Origin of the sequence: Pseudomonas sp. R11-23-07, from assembly GCF_003852295.1 — a bacterium.
Taxonomy (GTDB): domain Bacteria; phylum Pseudomonadota; class Gammaproteobacteria; order Pseudomonadales; family Pseudomonadaceae; genus Aquipseudomonas.
This window is the reverse complement of the sequence record NZ_CP027761.1, coordinates 3,371,820-3,388,160: the sequence shown is the minus strand read 5'-3', so window position 1 is coordinate 3,388,160 and position 16,341 is coordinate 3,371,820. Positions and strand designations below refer to the sequence as shown.

The 16,341-nt window shown below is 61.6% G+C and carries 11 protein-coding genes; 5 read left to right on the top strand and 6 right to left on the bottom strand.

Going from position 1 to position 16,341, the window contains the following annotated elements:
* Position 1: 1 nt before the first annotated feature.
* Positions 2-1,165, bottom strand: a complete 1,164-nt coding sequence (locus tag C4J84_RS15455) for an isovaleryl-CoA dehydrogenase (protein WP_124435668.1) — start codon at positions 1,163-1,165, stop codon at positions 2-4.
* Between the two features lie 150 nt (positions 1,166-1,315).
* Here C4J84_RS15455 and C4J84_RS15450 point away from each other — a divergent pair, with 150 nt between their 5' ends.
* Complete coding sequence (locus tag C4J84_RS15450) at positions 1,316-2,947, top strand: AMP-binding protein (RefSeq protein ID WP_124435667.1); 1,632 nt, start codon at positions 1,316-1,318, stop codon at positions 2,945-2,947.
* 675 nt (positions 2,948-3,622) lie between these two features.
* Here C4J84_RS15450 and C4J84_RS15445 read toward each other — a convergent pair.
* The 3 genes from C4J84_RS15445 to C4J84_RS15435 all read right to left on the bottom strand — a co-directional run bounded on the left by C4J84_RS15445 (position 3,623) and on the right by C4J84_RS15435 (position 5,969).
* Positions 3,623-4,522 carry a hydroxymethylglutaryl-CoA lyase gene (locus tag C4J84_RS15445; protein ID WP_124435666.1) on the bottom strand — a complete coding sequence of 300 codons (900 nt, stop codon included), beginning with the start codon at positions 4,520-4,522 and terminating at the stop codon, positions 3,623-3,625.
* Positions 4,523-4,538: 16 nt separating this feature from the next.
* On the bottom strand, positions 4,539-4,931 hold the full coding sequence (locus C4J84_RS15440; RefSeq protein ID WP_124363351.1) for a MerR family DNA-binding transcriptional regulator: 393 nt from the start codon (positions 4,929-4,931) through the stop codon (positions 4,539-4,541).
* A 102-nt stretch (positions 4,932-5,033) separates the two neighbouring features.
* On the bottom strand, positions 5,034-5,969 hold the full coding sequence (locus C4J84_RS15435) for a LysR family transcriptional regulator (RefSeq protein ID WP_124363350.1): 936 nt from the start codon (positions 5,967-5,969) through the stop codon (positions 5,034-5,036).
* Between the two features lie 151 nt (positions 5,970-6,120).
* Between C4J84_RS15435 and C4J84_RS15430 the strand changes: the two genes are divergently transcribed.
* Positions 6,121-7,350, top strand: coding sequence for an acyl-CoA dehydrogenase (locus tag C4J84_RS15430; RefSeq protein ID WP_124363349.1), 1,230 nt, complete (start codon positions 6,121-6,123; stop codon positions 7,348-7,350).
* 121 nt (positions 7,351-7,471) lie between these two features.
* Here C4J84_RS15430 and C4J84_RS15425 read toward each other — a convergent pair whose 3' ends face one another.
* Together C4J84_RS15425 and xthA are read right to left on the bottom strand one after the other, a co-directional pair.
* A complete protein-coding gene (locus tag C4J84_RS15425) occupies positions 7,472-8,803 on the bottom strand; it encodes a substrate-binding domain-containing protein (protein WP_124435665.1) in 1,332 nt (443 codons plus the stop codon).
* A gap of 198 nt (positions 8,804-9,001) precedes the next feature.
* Positions 9,002-9,814, bottom strand: coding sequence for an exodeoxyribonuclease III (gene xthA, locus C4J84_RS15420; RefSeq protein WP_124363347.1), 813 nt, complete (start codon positions 9,812-9,814; stop codon positions 9,002-9,004).
* 169 nt (positions 9,815-9,983) lie between these two features.
* Between xthA and C4J84_RS15415 the strand changes: the two genes are divergently transcribed.
* The 3 genes from C4J84_RS15415 to C4J84_RS15405 all read left to right on the top strand — a co-directional run bounded on the left by C4J84_RS15415 (position 9,984) and on the right by C4J84_RS15405 (position 16,100).
* Entirely contained in the window at positions 9,984-10,634 is a 651-nt protein-coding gene (locus C4J84_RS15415) for an N-acetyltransferase (protein ID WP_124367473.1), read from the top strand.
* Between the two features lie 64 nt (positions 10,635-10,698).
* Entirely contained in the window at positions 10,699-12,426 is a 1,728-nt protein-coding gene (locus tag C4J84_RS15410) for an autotransporter assembly complex family protein (RefSeq protein WP_124435664.1), read from the top strand.
* Positions 12,426-16,100 (top strand): translocation/assembly module TamB domain-containing protein, encoded by a 3,675-nt coding sequence (locus tag C4J84_RS15405; RefSeq protein WP_124435663.1) that lies wholly within the window; start codon positions 12,426-12,428, stop codon positions 16,098-16,100. The genes C4J84_RS15410 and C4J84_RS15405 overlap by 1 nt, the downstream gene beginning before the upstream one ends.
* Positions 16,101-16,341 lie beyond the last annotated feature (241 nt).

Genomic DNA, 16,341 nt, shown 5'->3' with positions numbered 1-16,341 from the left:
CTCAGCGGGTTTCGTTGAACAGTTCGCGACCGATCAACATCCGTCGAATCTCACTGGTGCCGGCGCCGATTTCGTACAGCTTGGCGTCCCGCAGCAGGCGCCCGGCGGGGAATTCATTGATATAGCCATTGCCGCCGAGGATCTGGATCGCGTCGAGGGCCATTTGCGTGGCGCGCTCGGCGCTGTAGAGGATCACCCCGGCCGCATCCTTGCGCGTGGTTTCACCGCGCTCGCAGGCCTGGGCCACCGCGTAGAGGTAGGCGCGGCTGGCGTTGAGCTGGGTATACATATCGGCGACCTTGCCCTGGATCAGCTGGAATTCGCCGATGCTCTGGCCGAACTGCTTGCGGTCGTGGATGTAGGGCACGATCAGGTCCATGCAGGCCTGCATGATGCCGGTGGGGCCGCCGGAGAGCACCACGCGCTCGTAGTCGAGGCCGCTCATCAGCACTTTGACGCCGCCGTTGAGCACGCCGAGGATATTTTCCTCGGGGACGTGCACGTCATCGAAAAACAGCTCGCAGGTGTTGGAGCCGCGCATGCCCAGCTTGTCGAACTTGTTGCTGCGGCTGAAGCCTTTCCAGTCACGCTCGACGATGAACGCGGTGATGCCGTGGGCAGCCTTTTCCGGGTCGGTCTTGGCGTAGATCACGTAGGTGTGGGCATCGGGCCCGTTGGTGATCCAGGTCTTGCTGCCGTTGAGCACGTAAGCGTCACCCTGCTTGTCGGCGCGCAGTTTCATCGAGACCACGTCGGAGCCGGCGTTCGGCTCGCTCATGGCCAGCGCGCCGATGTGCTCGCCGCTGATCAGCTTGGGCAGGTACTTGAGCTTTTGTTCGTGGCTGCCGTTGCGGTTGATCTGGTTGACGCACAGGTTGGAGTGAGCGCCATACGACAACGCCACCGAGGCCGAGCCACGGCTGATTTCTTCCATGCTCACCACATGCGCCAGGTAACCCAGGCCGGCACCGCCGTACTCTTCCGGCACGGTGATGCCCAGCAGGCCCATATCGCCGAACTTGCGCCACAGGTCGGCGGGGAACAGGTTGTCGATGTCGATCTGGGCAGCGCGGGGAGCAATTTCCTTGGCCACGAAGGCCTGCACCTGGTCGCGCAGCATGTCGATGGTCTCACCGAGGGCGAAGTTCAGGGACGGGTAACTCATGGACAGGCACCTTAATGTGAGCTTTTGTTGTTGTGTCGGCGAGGCGCGGAGGAGGGCGCTCACCTTTACGTTAACGTAAGCTTGCGTTGGGGCGCTGTCAATCGTAGTTTACGTTTACGTCAACCTACAAAAAAGACAACAGGGGCCGTTATGGATCAACCGAACCTGAGCTACAGCCGTGGCTCCCAGGACAAGACCTTGCTGGCCGAGACCATTGGCCAGGCCTTTGATCGGACTGTCGCGCGTTATCCTGATGGTGAAGCGCTGGTGGTGCGTCATCAGGATTGCCGCTACACCTGGCAGCAACTGGCCGAGACGGTGGACGTGCACGCCCGTGCGTTCATGGCCCTGGGGATGCAGGTCGGCGACCGCCTGGGCATCTGGGCGCCCAACTGCGCCGAATGGCTGATCTGCCAGGTGGCAAGCGCAAAGCTCGGGGTGATCCTCGTCAATATCAACCCGGCCTATCGCAGCAGTGAATTGGAATATGTGCTCAAGCAATCCGGCTGCGCGTGGCTGGTGTGCGCCGGTTCGTTCAAGACCTCCGATTACCACGCCATGCTGCAAGCGCTCCAGCCCGACCTGCGCGCCATCGTCAGTCTCGACCCCGACCCGCCCGCAGGATTCCTGCCTTGGTCACACCTGTCGGCGTTGGCGGCGCAGGTTGCGCCTGAACAACTGCGCGCTCGCCAAGCCGGCCTGCACGCCGACCAACCGGTCAATATCCAGTACACCTCCGGCACCACCGGTTTCCCCAAGGGCGCTACCCTCAGTCACCACAACATTCTCAATAACGGCTACATGGTCGGCCAGAGCCTTGGCCTTACGGCGCACGACCGCCTGGTGATCCCGGTGCCGCTTTACCATTGCTTCGGCATGGTGATGGGTAACCTTGGCTGCATCACCCACGGCACCACCATGATCTACCCCAATGACGGCTTCGACCCACTGCTCACGCTTACCGCCGTCGCCGAAGAACGCGCCACGGGCTTGTACGGCGTGCCGACCATGTTCATTGCGCTGCTCGATCACCCGCGCCTTGGCGAATTCGACTTATCCAGCCTGCGTACCGGGATCATGGCCGGGTCGACCTGCCCGATCGAGGTGATGCGCCGCGTCATTGGCCAGTTGCACATGAGTGAAGTGCAGATCGCCTATGGCATGACCGAAACCAGCCCGGTGTCGTTGCAGACCGGCGCGGATGACGACCTGGAACGCCGCGTGACCACCGTGGGCCGCACCCAGCCGCAGCTGGAAAACAAAATCATCGACGCTGACGGCAACACGGTGCCACGCGGTGAGACAGGCGAACTGTGCACGCGCGGCTACAGCGTGATGCTCGGCTACTGGAACAACCCCGAGGGCACCCGCGATGCTATCGACGCGGAGGGCTGGATGCACACCGGTGACCTGGCGACCATGGACGAGCATGGCTATGTGTGCATCGCCGGGCGCAACAAGGACATGATTATTCGCGGTGGCGAGAACGTGTATCCACGCGAGCTTGAAGAGTTTTTCTTCACCCATCCGGCAGTGGCCGATGTGCAGGTCATCGGTATTCCCGATGAGCGCTATGGTGAGGAAATTGTCGCCTGGATCAAACTCCACCCAGGCCATGTGGCGAGCGAACTGGAACTGCAAACCTGGTGCAAGGGCCGCATCGCACACTTCAAGATGCCCAGGCACTTCAAGTTCGTAGACGCGTTTCCAATGACGGTGACGGGCAAGATCCAGAAATTCCGCATGCGCGAAATCTCGATTGAAGAGCTGCAAACACGCTAGATCGTTCCCACGCTCTGCGTGGGAATGCAGCCCGTGACGCTCCGCGTCACCTTAGCGCAGTCGCCGAAACGTGCGGCGGCTGGCGCGATGCGGAGCGTCACAGGAAGCGTTCCCACGCAGAGCGTGGGAACGATCAGCCAGAAAGCACAAAGGGGACCCGAAGGTCCCCTTTAATTTGTCGTTGCGTGCTCTTTTTTTATTATTGAGGGGCGGTCTATTGTTGTTTTTGGCAACCGTTACCCTTTACCGCTGTTTTGGCGACCCCCATCCGGGGTCAAGAGCAAACGTATTTTTTTGAACGCTGATCTGCTTCTTCGTAAACGATCCAACCAGTGGGCAGCTACCTGAGGTAGTTTTATTTTTCTCTGACCGGTTGCGGGTTTCGGCATGCCGTACCCTGCGAAGCACATCTTCTCCAAAAAAATCTGTTAGCTGCGTCTCTGCCGTGTTGTTTTTGTTATGTCAGAGTCGTTTCGTCTTATTTTTATTAGGTTTGGCGCTTTTTATTTTTGTTATGCAGTAGAGATAGCAGAAGCCGTGCCAACTTTTTAAATTCCTTTAAAATCAAGCAGTTGATTTTTTAGCACGTCATATCTTTCAAACAACGCGACGGATTCTGTTCCCTCGTTACCCGCTGTGTCGGCGTGCGGTAACACATTGTCACATCCGTGCTACTCAACCGGCGTTACGCGCCTTCGCCACCCGTGACCCGCTCGCCCGTCCCAGCACCTGGCTGATGTGCTGGCCTGCGTCAATCAAGCGTTCCAGGTCGATACCCGTGTCGATCCCCAGCCCATTGAGCAGGTACACCACATCCTCGGTGGCGACGTTACCGCTCGCGCCCTTGGCATAAGGGCAGCCGCCGAGGCCCGCGATAGAGCTGTCGAATACCTGGATACCTTCCAGCAGGCTGGCATAGATATTGGCGATCGCCTGGCCGTAGGTGTCATGGAAATGCCCTGCGAGCTTGTCGCGTGGCACCTGTGCACCGACCACCTCGAACAGCCGCCGGGTCGCGCCGGCCGTGCCGGTGCCGATGGTGTCGCCCAGGGACACTTCATAGCAGCCCATGGCATACAGTTCGCGGGCGACTGCCGCGACCTGCTGCGCGGCGATTTCGCCTTCATAGGGGCAACTCAACACACACGACACATACCCGCGCACGCTGACCCCATGCTGCCGGGCCGCCGCCATGATCGGTGCAAACCGCTCCAGGCTCTCGCTGATGGAGCAGTTGATATTGCGTTGGGAAAACGCTTCGGACGCCGCCGCAAATACCGCGACTTCCTTGACCCCGGCCGCCAGCGCATCTTCAAAGCCGCGCAGGTTCGGCGCCAGCGCACCGTAGGTCACGCCAGGCTTGCGCTGGATCTGCGCGAACACCTCGGCGGAGCCGGCCATCTGCGGCACCCATTTGGGCGACACGAAACTGCCGACCTCGATATAGCTCAAGCCAGCGCCGCTCAAGGCGTCCACCAACCGCACCTTGTCGGCCACGCTGATCGGCTGGGCTTCGTTCTGCAAACCGTCGCGCGGGCCGACTTCCACCAAGCGTACGTGTGAGGGGAGGGACATGAGGGTTACCTTCTGATCAATGGCCGGCCTGGCTCATGGTAGTTGCCAGTGCCTGGGTGCAGCGCTCTTCGGCGGTGTCCAGTTCCAGCTTCATCTGTTCGATATCCAGCAACTGTTGCTCAAGCTGCTCGCGGCGTTCGGCGATTTTTGCGAGCATGCTGTTGAGTTGGATGTGGTTGCCGCTGGTGGGGTCATAGAGTTCGATCAGCTCGCGGCATTCGGCCAGGGAGAAACCGATGCGCTTGCCACGCAGAATCAGCTTGAGGCTGACCTTGTCCCGCGCCGAGTAGATACGCTCCTGGCCCCGACGTTCCGGGGCCAGCAGGCCTTGTTCCTCATAGAAACGAATGGCGCGGGTGGTGATATCCAGCTCGCGGGCAAGGTCGGAGATGCTGTAGGTGGTACTCATGGCGGTGCTCAGGAAGGTCTTGGCGCTAAGCTAATTGCAGGTTGACGTAAACGTCAAGGACTGCTGCGCGCCCATCGGGGGCAAGCCCCCTCCCACAATGATTCAAACCGTTAGCCTGTCGAGTTTCTTCTCGTGGGCTGTTACCTGCTGGCACAACTCGATCATCTGCTCGCGCATCCAGCGGTTGGCCGGGTCCTGGTCGGTGCTTTCGTGCCAGTACAGGTGGGTTTCCACCGCTGGCACGTCATTGACCGGCAGGTTGAACCAGTGCAGTTCATGGCGGCGGGCGAAGCGTTCGGGTACGGTCATGACCATGTCGGTCTGCTGCAATACCTGCGACGCCATCAGGTAGTGCTGGGAGCGCAGGGCGATCTTGCGCTGGATGCCCATCTTGCCCAGGGCCAGGTCGACATGGCCCAGGCCGTTGCGGCGGCTGGAAATATGGATATGGGTCAGGGACAGGTAGTCATCCAGGCTGAATTTGTCCTTGCCTGCCATCGGATGGCCCTTGCGCATGGCGCATACGTAGCGGTCTTCCATCAGCTTGACGTGACGCACTTGCGGGTCGGTGTTGAGCGGCGCATCCACGGCAAAGTCCAGGCGCCCGGCGGCCAGCTCCTTGGTGGTTTCGCGGCGTTTGGACAAAAAACTCTCGATGACCACCGTCGGCGCCAGGCGACGCAGGCGCTGGAACAGCGCTGGCAGAATGACCGCTTCGGTCAGGTCGGTCATGCTGATGCGGTAGGTCTTGGCCGCCTGTTGCGGATTGAAAATCCGGCTCTCCTGCACTGAAACCCGCAGCAACGACAACGCATTGCGCACCGGGCCGATGATGTTCTGTGCCATCGGTGTGGGCACCATGCCCTGGGCGGTGCGCACGAACAGCGGGTCGTTGAAGGTCTCGCGCAGGCGTGCCAGGGCGTTGGACACCGCCGGCTGGGTGATGCCGACAATCTGCCCGGCACGGGTCAGGTTGGCTTCGGTATAGATCGCGTCAAAGACGATAAAGAGGTTGAGGTCGACCTTGCTCAGATTCATGTCGTTGCACTCTTATTGTTAGGTATTCATACGCCGATCATATATCGGTGATGAATGTTAATACACGCCGAGAATAGGCTAGGTAAATTATCAGCGCTGTTCTAGCATCGATTGCATGACTTAAACAACCTCTCAGAGAAGGGAGCTGCTCATGGATTTCGCCTATTCGCCCAAGGTTCAGGAACTGCGTGAACGCGTCAGCGCATTCATGGACGCTTACGTCTACCCGGCCGAGCCGGTGTTCGAACGCCAGGTCAGCGAAGGTGATCGCTGGCAGCCCACTGCGATCATGGAAGAACTCAAAGCCCGGGCCAAAGCCGAAGGGTTGTGGAACCTGTTCCTGCCGGAATCCGAGCTGGGCGCCGGCCTGAGCAACCTCGAATATGCACCGCTGGCCGAAATCATGGGCCGCTCGCTGTTGGGTCCGGAACCGTTCAACTGCTCCGCCCCCGACACCGGCAACATGGAAGTGCTGGTGCGCTACGCCAATGAAGAGCAGAAACAACGCTGGCTTGAACCGCTGCTGCGCGGTGAGATTCGTTCCGCCTTCGCCATGACCGAGCCGGACGTGGCCTCCTCGGACGCCACCAACATGGCCGCCCGCGCCGAACGCCAGGGCGATGAATGGGTGATCAACGGCAAGAAGTGGTGGACCTCCGGCGCCTGCGACCCGCGCTGCAAGATCCTGATCTTCATGGGCCTGAGCAACCCGGATGCGCCACGCCACCAACAGCATTCGATGATCCTGGTACCGGTGGATACCCCCGGCGTAAAAATCCTGCGCCCGCTGCCGGTGTTCGGCTACGACGACGCGCCCCACGGCCACGCCGAAGTGCTGTTCGACAACGTGCGCGTGCCGTACGAAAACGTACTGCTCGGTGAAGGTCGTGGGTTTGAGATCGCCCAGGGCCGCCTCGGCCCTGGCCGTATCCACCACTGCATGCGCTCGATCGGCATGGCTGAGCGCGCGTTGGAATTGATGTGCAAGCGCTCGGTCAGCCGCAGCGCGTTCGGCAAGCCGCTGGCGCGCCTGGGGGGCAATATCGACAAGATCGCCGACTCGCGCATGGAGATCGATATGGCGCGGCTGCTGACCTTGAAAGCGGCGTACATGATGGACACCGTGGGGAATAAAGTCGCCAAAAGCGAAATCGCCCAGATCAAGGTGGTCGCGCCGAACGTGGCGCTGAAGGTGATCGACCGTGCGATCCAGATTCACGGCGGCGCCGGCGTTTCCAACGACTTCCCGCTGGCCTATATGTACGCCATGCAACGCACCCTGCGCCTGGCCGACGGCCCGGACGAAGTGCACCGCGCGGCGATCGGCAAGTTCGAGATTGGCAAGTATGTGCCCAAGGAGCTGATGCGCGGCGGGCAGTAGCACCGCGGCGCCTGCCATCGGGAGCAAGCCCCCTCCCACACTTAGATTTGTGAATACAGTCAAAATGTGGGAGGGGGCTTGCTCCCGATGAGGCCAGTCCAAGCACCACAAACCCCAAGTTTCAGTACACCCAAACCTCCACCCGCCGATTCTTGATCCGCCCCTCATCCTCGGTATTCGCCGCCACCGGCATCTGCGCGCCAAACCCGCGAATATCACGCAGCACCACGCCGCTTTTCACCAGTTCCCTGCGCACCGCCATCGCCCGCAACTTGGACAGCAGGGCCGCCCGCTGCGGATCATTCTTGGCATCGCCGAAGCCCACCAGCGTCACCTGCTTGTGCAGTTTGTCGTGGCTTTCCAGATACGCCACCACCCGCTGCACATCCTGGCGCGCCTTGTTGTCCAGGCTGGCGCTGCCTTCCTCGAAACGAAAATTCACCGTCAGGCGCTGGGCGTTGCGCGCAATCGCCTGATACGCCTCGGGCATCGAGGCACGTGGCGCTACGCCAATCGCCTGCACATGCTGGGCGACAAAGCCGTTGGCCGCCACGATCGCCTGGCCCTGATCGCTTTGAGCAAAGTCCACCATGGCCTTGGCCCAGGGATTACGCGTCGCCGGCGGCAGATAAAAGTACAACCGCCGTGACAGCGGGTAATCCTCGGTGGCGATCAGGCTGTTCAGCGCCGGCATTGGTTGCGAGTCGCCATCGACAATCGCCACGGCCTTGGCTTGGCGCACGTAGGGCAGGCCGATAAAACCGATGCCTTGGGGGTCCTGGCTGACCGCATCGGACAGCGCTTCACTGGACTCGAAACGCTGGGCTGACGCGGCCAGCGGTTTTCCGCGTCGGTTCAGCACCAGCTCCTTGAAGGTGTCATAGGTGCCGGACTGATCGTCCCGCGCGTACAGATGAATAGCTGCGCCACTGCCGCCGAGCGTTTCCCAGGTGCTGATCTCGCCATTGAAAATCTGCGCCAGTTGCTCGGTGTTGAGGCTGTTCAGTGGATTACGCAGGTTAAGGATGATCGCCAGGCCGTCAATGGCAATCACGTGTTCGGCGCCGGGGCTTTTCAGGTCGCCGAGGGGCGCGAGGTCTAGCCGTTCGCTGTCCTTGATCGGGCGGGACGAGGCGGCCAGGTCAGCGCTGTGGTTTTTCAGCGCGGCAAACCCGGTGCTGGAACCATGGGCGGCGACGTCGACCCTCACGGTCTTGCCCTCACGGGTCTTGCCTGTCACACGCTGTTCATTGGCGCTCTCGGCGGGTTCGCTGTGCACGCCTTGCAAACCCTGCTGCTCCATCAAGCCCCTGACCAATGCCGGGACCAAACCCGCGCCAATGGTGTTGGAGCCCTGGATACGCAATGCCGGGCCTTGGTCAGGCAGGGGCAGCGGGGCGGACACTGCGAAGAAAGGGAAAAGGGCCAGCAGTAATAGAACGCGCAGCATCATGCCGACACCTTCGTCAGCCAAAGGGAGTGCCGCGAGATTAAGTCAGGGGGATTACAGCAATGTGACTGAAACATCGCAGATCAAAATGTGGGAGGGGGCTTGCTCCCGATGGCGGTGTATCAGCTACAGATCAGCTGACTGACACACTGCTATCGGGAGCAAGCCCCCTCCCACATTTGATCTTCACCCGTCGTGATATCAGCTCAGCTCCAACCAGATCGGCGCATGGTCCGACGGTTTTTCCAACGCGCGCAAATCGTAATCCACTCCCGCGTCCTTGAGCCGAGGCACCAGGCCGGTGGACGCCATGATCACGTCGATGCGCAGCCCGCGCTTGGGCTCATCCTCAAAGCCACGGCTGCGGTAATCGAACCAGCTGAAGCGGTCGGTCACCTCAGGATTCAAGTGCCGGAAGCTGTCCACCAGCCCCCAGTTTTTCAGGCGGGCCATCCATTCGCGCTCTTCCGGCAGGAAGCTGCACTTGCCGGTTTTCAGCCAGCGTTTGGCATTGTCGGCGCCGATGCCGATGTCGCAGTCCTGCGGGGAAATATTCACGTCGCCCATCACCACCAGGGCCTGATCGTTGCTGAACTGGCTTTCCAATAGCTGTTGCAGGTCTTCGTAGAAACGCTGCTTGGCCGGGAATTTGGTGGGGTGGTCGCGGCTTTCGCCTTGGGGAAAGTAGCCGTTCATGACAGTGACCGGGTGGCCGTTCTCGTCGGCGAAGGTGCCCCAGATGAAACGGCGCTGGGCGTCTTCTTCATCGCTGGCAAAGCCTTTGTGCAGGCTCAATGCCTCTTTGCGCGAGAGCAGGGCCACGCCGTAATGGCCTTTCTGGCCATGGTAATAAACGTGATAGCCCAGCGCCTGGACTTCGGCCAACGGGAACTGGTCATCGTGGACCTTGGTTTCCTGCAGGCCGATGACATCCGGTTGATGCTTTTCAATCAGCGCCGCCAGCTGATGAGGGCGGGCGCGCAGCCCGTTGATATTGAAGGAGACGATTTTCATGGTCGGCAGTCCAGTCTGGCAAAAGGGCGATGCTAGCCGACAAGTCGGACGGCGGCCAGCGTGGCGGTAGGGCGAATGCGCTGCTACTGTCTGGGAACGACTGGCGCTGCGCAGGTTCGTACCCATAAGAACGCCACCTCTTTGAGTGGCGCCCAGGAGATTGACTGTTATGCCTGACACTTCGACGGCCGCTGCCGAAATCCGTGTGCTCAATAGCGGCTATTCCCGCGAAGCGCGTTCCCTGCTGTACCAGGCCTACCGTCACGAACCGACCTTCGCCTACATCTTCGAAGCCGAGCGCCCCGGTTATGAACAGCGGGTACGCGCCACCGTGCGCGAGCTGGTCAAGCAACATTTCTTCCAGAAGCTTCCCGCCATTGGCCTGTTCGTCAACGACCGTCTGGTCGGCGTTGCCCTGATCGCCCCGCCGCAACGGCGCTTGGGCATCACCGAGAGCTGGGCCTGGCAAATCCGCATGTGGCTGAGCACCGGGGTACGCGGCACGCGGCGTTACCTTGAATACCATCAGGCCGTCCTGGCGTGCCTGCCCAGCGAGTCGGTGCATGTGTTGCCATTGCTGGGCATTCACCCGCAATTGCAGGGCCACCACTACGGCGAACAATTGCTTGAAGCGGTTCACAATTGGTGCGCCGAAGACCCGCATTCATCGGGCGTGGTGCTCGACACGGGCAATTCCCGTTACCTGGAGTTCTATAAGCGCCAGGGCTATGAGGAAATCGGTGAAATTGCCGTAGGACCTGTGCTGGAGCATGTGTTTTTCCATCCCAACCCCCAGCCGTTAAGTGCTGCAGCGACTTGAGACAGAATTATTCAGACAAATCCGGGTTCAAAGTTCCTCTCTCGCTCGTGTAGCATCCGCGCCTATGAAGTTTCCAGGAAGATTTACCAGCGGCTTGATCCTGCTGTTCACAAGCTGCGGCGCATGGGCGCAAAGCGAATTGGACGTGCGGATCAAGCCCTCTAACGACGCGCTGAAAGCCAACATCGAAGGCTACATCGGCGGGATGGGCGATCGTGATGAAGAAGCGCTGCTGCGGTTCAGCCGTGGCGCCGAGGAGCAGGCGCGCAAAGCGGCCCAGGCCCTGGGCTTCTATCAGCCACAGATCGCCAGCGATGTGCAGGGCGGCAAGAACCCGCGCCTGATCCTCACCATCGACCCCGGCGAGCCCGTGCATTTGCGCAACGTCACCCTGCGGGTCGACGGCCCGGCGGCGAGCCTCAAGGCGTTTCGTGTGCCCGCCAGTGACGATCTCAAGCCCGGCGCGGTGCTCAACCACGGTCATTACGATGATGCCAAGCGTCTGATCCAGAACCAGGCCTCGCGCTACGGCTTTTTCAGCGGGCGCTTTACGCGTCAGACGCTCTCCGTCGATCCCCAGGCGGGCGTCGCCGATATCGAGCTGGTTTACGACAGCGGCCCGCGCTACAGCATGGGCAAGGTCAGCTTTAGCGGCGACACCCCCTTCGATGAAGAACTGCTGCAACGCATGGTGCCCTTTGAAAGTGGCACCCCTTACGACTCCGAGCTGATCGCCGAACTCAACCAGAACCTGCAAGGCAGTGGCTTCTTCGACAGCGTGCGCGTGGACGCCAGCCCCACGGCCTCGACCAACGACGTAATTCCGGTGGCCGTGCAACTGGACACGCGCAAGCCACGCACGATGGGCCTGGGCCTGGGTTTCTCGACGGACGTCGGCCCGCGCGGCAAGGCCAACTGGACGCGCCACTGGGTCAATCCCCAGGGCCACAGTTATGGCTGGGAGGCCGAGCTTTCGGCGCCACGGCAGAACGTCGGCCTGTGGTATGACGTTCCGCTCGACCCACCGCTCACCGACAAACTGCGCTTCGCCGGCGGTTACCAGAATGAAGAGCTGGCCAACACCGACACCCTGAGCAAGCTGCTCACCGTCGGGCCCGAATGGCACAGTAAATTGCCCAGCGGCTGGACACGGGTTATCTCGCTCAAATACCAGCGCGAAGAATACCGCCTGGGCAATGACTCGGGCCTGAGCAACCTGGTGATGCCGGGGATCAGCTACTCCTACCTGCGCAGCGACAACCGCATCGATCCGCACAACGGTTATCGCCTGATGTTCGACAGCAAGGTCGCCAAGGAAGGGCTCGGTTCCGATACCAATCTGCTGTACGGCACCGCCACGATCAAGGGCTTGACCACCTTGTGGGATAACCATCGGTTCCTGGGCCGCGCGCAAGTGGGCGGCAGCGCCACCAACGGCTACAAGTCGGTGCCGCCGTCGCTGCGCTTCTTTGCCGGTGGCGACCAGAGCGTGCGCGGCTATGAATACCAGACCCTGTCGCCGGAAAACGATCGCGGTGACCGCATCGGCGGCCGCTATATGGTGGCGCTGAGTGCCGAGTATCAATATTCCATCGCCGACAAATGGCGGATCGCGACCTTTATCGACCAGGGCAACTCGTTCAATACCCTGGAAATGCCCAGCCTGAAAACCGGTGTAGGTGTGGGCGTGCGCTGGGTCTCGCCGGTTGGCCCGATCCGCCTCGACCTGGCCCATGCCCTGGAAGACCCGGGCGGCATTCGATTGCACTTTTCCATGGGGCCTGAGCTGTGATGCGTGGTTTGAAAATAGCGGGGCTGCTCCTGATGGCCATCCTCGCCGTGATGGTACTGGCGCTGTGGTCGGTATTGGGAACCCAGGCGGGCAGTCGCTGGGCACTGGGCCAGGTGCCGGGTTTGAGCCTGGAGAACTTCCAGGGGCGCCTGGGCGGACAGTGGAGCGCCGATCACCTGCTATGGCAGCAAGACAGCAGCCGCGTCGAGCTTGATGCGCCCAAGTTTGATTGGTCGCCGGGATGCCTGTTGCGTATGACCCTGTGTATTGATCGTCTGGATGTGGAGCGGGTCAGCCTGCAATTTCCCCCCGGCGCCGAAGCGAGCAGCAGCGGGCCCATCGCATTGCCCGAGCTGAAACTGCCGCTGGCCATCCAGTTGGGCGACGTTCGCGTCGGTAGCCTGTTGTTCAACGGCAGCGAAGCACTCAAGGGCCTGCAACTGGCGGCGCACTGGACCTCCGCAGGTATGCAGATCGACGCCGTGCACCTGCAACGGGACGGCCTGGTGCTGGACCTCGCCGGCCTGCTGCAACCCGTCGGCGACTGGCCTTTGACGGCCAGCGGCAATCTCAGCCTGCCTTACGCGCCGGGCGGCGCACCTTGGACGGTGGCCCTCAAGGTCGATGGCGACTTGCTCAAGACACTCAAGCTCGACGCCGACAGCAGCGGCTATCTGCCGGCCAAGCTCAGTGGCGAGCTGCAGCCGCTGGTGGACAATCTGCCGGCGCGATTGCGCATCACCGCAGACGCCTTCAAACCCAGCGCCGACCTGCAACTCAATCAATTGGACCTGAGCGCCAAGGGCGACCTGAAAAACGGTTACCAACTGCTGGGCAAAGCGGTACTGCCGGCGGAAAAAGGCCCGGTGGACCTGCTGCTGCAAGGCAAGGTCGACGCCAAGGGCGCACAGATCGCCGGCCTGGACCTGACAGCCGGCGACCAGCAAAGCCTCAAGCTCAGCGCCAACCTGGACTGGCAACAAGGCTTCAGTGCCGATGCCAAGGTCGCCTGGCTGGACTTCCCCTGGCATCGTTTGTACCCGCTGATCGACGAACCGCAGGTGACCTTGCGCACCTTCAACGGTGAAGTTTCCTATAAAGACGGCAACTACCTGGGCAACCTCAAGGCCGATCTCGACGGCCCGGCGGGCAAGTTCAATGTGGTCACGCCGTTCAGTGGCGACCTCAAGCAAATCTTCCTGCCCGAGCTGAAGCTGACGGCCGGCCAGGGCAAGGCCGAAGGCCGTTTGAGCGTACAGTTCGCGGACGGCATCGCCTGGGACACCGCGTTGGATTTGACCGCGTTGAACCCGGCCTATTGGGTCGCCGAATTGCCCGGCACCCTGGCCGGGCCGCTGCGCAGCAAAGGCGAATTCAACAACGGGCAACTCAAGCTCAACGCCGACCTCGACCTCAAGGGCCGTCTGCGCGGGCAAACCGCCGTGCTGGCCGCCAAGGCCGAAGGCGCGGGCGAACAATGGACCCTCGCCAACCTGGACATCCGCTTAGGCGACAACCGCATCAACGGCAGCGGCAGCCTGCAGCAACGCCTGGCCGGGCAGATCGACATCAAGCTGGCCCGCCTGGCCCAGCTCTGGCCGCAACTGCGTGGGCAGATCAACGGCCGCGTCGATGTCACCGGCACTTTGAAGGCGCCGCAAGGCAAACTCGATCTCAAGGGCCAGCAACTGGCATTGGCCGACAATCGCCTGCAAAACCTCAGCCTCGACGCGACACTGGACAGCGCCCAGCGCGCCAGGATCGACCTCAAAGGCAGCGGCATCCAGAGCGGCGAGACCCAGGTCGGTACGCTCACCGCCAGCGCCCAGGGTGATATCAAGAGCCAGAAGGTCCAACTGGATCTGGCCGGTCCTTTGCTCAAGCTGGCCCTGGCCCTGGACGGCAACCTCGATAAAGGCAACTGGCGCGGGCGCCTGGCCAGCGGCGACGTGCAAGTAGGTGGCCAGGACTGGCGGCTGCAAGCCCCGGCGAAAATCGAGCGCCTGGCCGATGGCAAGCTGACCTTTGCCGCCCATTGCTGGGTGTCCGGTGGCGCCAGCCTGTGCGGCGAAGACCAGCGCCTGATGCCCGAGCCGAAGCTGCGGTACCACCTCAAGCAATTCCCCCTCGACAGCCTCGCGGGCTTTTTGCCCAAAGACTTCGCCTGGCAGGGCAGGCTCAATGCCGACGTGCAGCTCGATCTGCCGGCCAGCGGCCCCAAAGGCGTAGTGTCGGTGGACGCCGGTGGCGGCACCCTGCGCGTCAAGGACAAGCACCAGTGGCTGGATTTCCCGTACGACACCCTCAAGCTGGAAACCACCCTCAACCCCAAGCGCATCGACACTCAGTTGAACTTCCGTGGCGGCAAGCTCGGCGAGTTGCTGTTGCAGGCGCAGATCAATCCGCTGCCGGCCAACAAGCCGATCACCGGCAATTTCAGCCTTACCGGGCTGGACCTGGCGGTGGCTCGGCCGTTTGTGCCGATGGTGGAAAAACTCAGCGGCAAGCTCAATGGTAACGGGCGAATTTCCGGCGGCTTGCTCGCACCCCAGGTCAACGGCAGCGTCAATCTGGTCGACGGCGAAATCTCCGGGCCCGAGCTGCCAGTGAGCCTGGAAGGCCTGAACGTGCAAGCGCTGATTGCCGGCGAAAGCGTACAGCTCAATGGCGCCTGGCACAGTGGCAAGGCCGGGCAGGGCAGTCTCAAGGGCCAGATCGACTGGGGCCGCGCCCTGGTGGTGGACCTGAGCCTCAAGGGTTCGCAACTGCCGGTGACGGTCGAGCCCTATGCCGTATTGGAAGTGGCGCCCGACCTGAAGATCAGCCTCAAGGACGACAAGCTGGCGATTGCCGGCAAGGTGCACATCCCGCGCGGCGATATCACCGTGCGCGAGCTGCCGCCGTCGACGGTCAAGGTGTCCGATGACACGGTGATCGTCGGCAGCCAGACCGAAGAGGGCAAGCCGCCGATGGCGATGGCCATGGATATCGACGTGGAAGTGGGCGAAGACCAACTCAACTTCGCCGGCTTTGGCCTCACCGCCAAAGTGCAAGGCCATGTGCATATCGGCGACAACATGGACACCCGTGGCGAACTGTGGCTCAACGATGGTCGTTACCGGGCCTACGGCCAGCGCCTGAATGTGCGCCGTGCGCGCCTGTTGTTCGCCGGGCCGTTGGATCAGCCGTTCCTGGATATCGAGGCGGTACGCGTGACCACCGAGTCCTCCCGCACGGTCACCGCCGGCATTCGGTTGAGCGGCAGCGCCGAGCAGCCGACCACGCAGATCTTCTCCGAGCCCGCCATGGCCCAGGAAGACGCGTTGTCCTACCTGGTGCTGGGGCGTTCGCGCACCAACAACGGTGAAGACAACAACATGCTCGCCGAAGCCGCCCTGGGCCTGGGCCTGATGGGCAGCGCCGGGGTGACCTCAGACATCGCCACCAAGTTGGGCATCCAGGATTTCGACCTGGATACCCAAGGCAGCGGCAACAGCACGGCGGTGGTGGCCAGCGGCAAGATCAACGAAAAACTCAGCCTGCGTTACGGGGTTGGGGTGTTCGAACCGGCCAATACCATCGCTTTGCGCTACCTGCTGAGCAAGAAGGTGTACCTGGAAGTGGCCACCGGCGTCGCCAGTTCGCTGGACATCTTCTACAAGCGCGATTTCTAAGCCCTACGCGGTTAAAAATGTGGGAGGGGGCTTGCCCCCGATAGCCATAGATATCTACACAACTTTGGCGTAGCCCTGAACCTGTGGCGAGGGAGCTTGCTCCCGTGGCGACCTGGCGGCCTATAGCTATCTGACTGATGCCGCGCGATCCAAATGTGGGAGGGGCGGTGCGACGATTCGACTTGCTCCCGATGGCGGCCTGACAGCCGACCAGGATATTGGGTCAAGGCGAGTACATATC

What these genes read in the sequence shown, in the direction of transcription:
- C4J84_RS15455 (WP_124435668.1), bottom strand. Translation starts at nt 1,165, where the DNA reads ATGAGTTACCCGTCCCTGAACTTCGCCCTCGGTGAGACCATCGACATG.
- C4J84_RS15450 (WP_124435667.1), top strand. Translation starts at nt 1,316, where the DNA reads ATGGATCAACCGAACCTGAGCTACAGCCGTGGCTCCCAGGACAAGACC.
- C4J84_RS15445 (WP_124435666.1), bottom strand. Translation starts at nt 4,522, where the DNA reads ATGTCCCTCCCCTCACACGTACGCTTGGTGGAAGTCGGCCCGCGCGAC.
- C4J84_RS15440 (WP_124363351.1), bottom strand. Translation starts at nt 4,931, where the DNA reads ATGAGTACCACCTACAGCATCTCCGACCTTGCCCGCGAGCTGGATATC.
- C4J84_RS15435 (WP_124363350.1), bottom strand. Translation starts at nt 5,969, where the DNA reads ATGAATCTGAGCAAGGTCGACCTCAACCTCTTTATCGTCTTTGACGCG.
- C4J84_RS15430 (WP_124363349.1), top strand. Translation starts at nt 6,121, where the DNA reads ATGGATTTCGCCTATTCGCCCAAGGTTCAGGAACTGCGTGAACGCGTC.
- C4J84_RS15425 (WP_124435665.1), bottom strand. Translation starts at nt 8,803, where the DNA reads ATGATGCTGCGCGTTCTATTACTGCTGGCCCTTTTCCCTTTCTTCGCA.
- xthA (WP_124363347.1), bottom strand. Translation starts at nt 9,814, where the DNA reads ATGAAAATCGTCTCCTTCAATATCAACGGGCTGCGCGCCCGCCCTCAT.
- C4J84_RS15415 (WP_124367473.1), top strand. Translation starts at nt 9,984, where the DNA reads ATGCCTGACACTTCGACGGCCGCTGCCGAAATCCGTGTGCTCAATAGC.
- C4J84_RS15410 (WP_124435664.1), top strand. Translation starts at nt 10,699, where the DNA reads ATGAAGTTTCCAGGAAGATTTACCAGCGGCTTGATCCTGCTGTTCACA.
- C4J84_RS15405 (WP_124435663.1), top strand. Translation starts at nt 12,426, where the DNA reads ATGCGTGGTTTGAAAATAGCGGGGCTGCTCCTGATGGCCATCCTCGCC.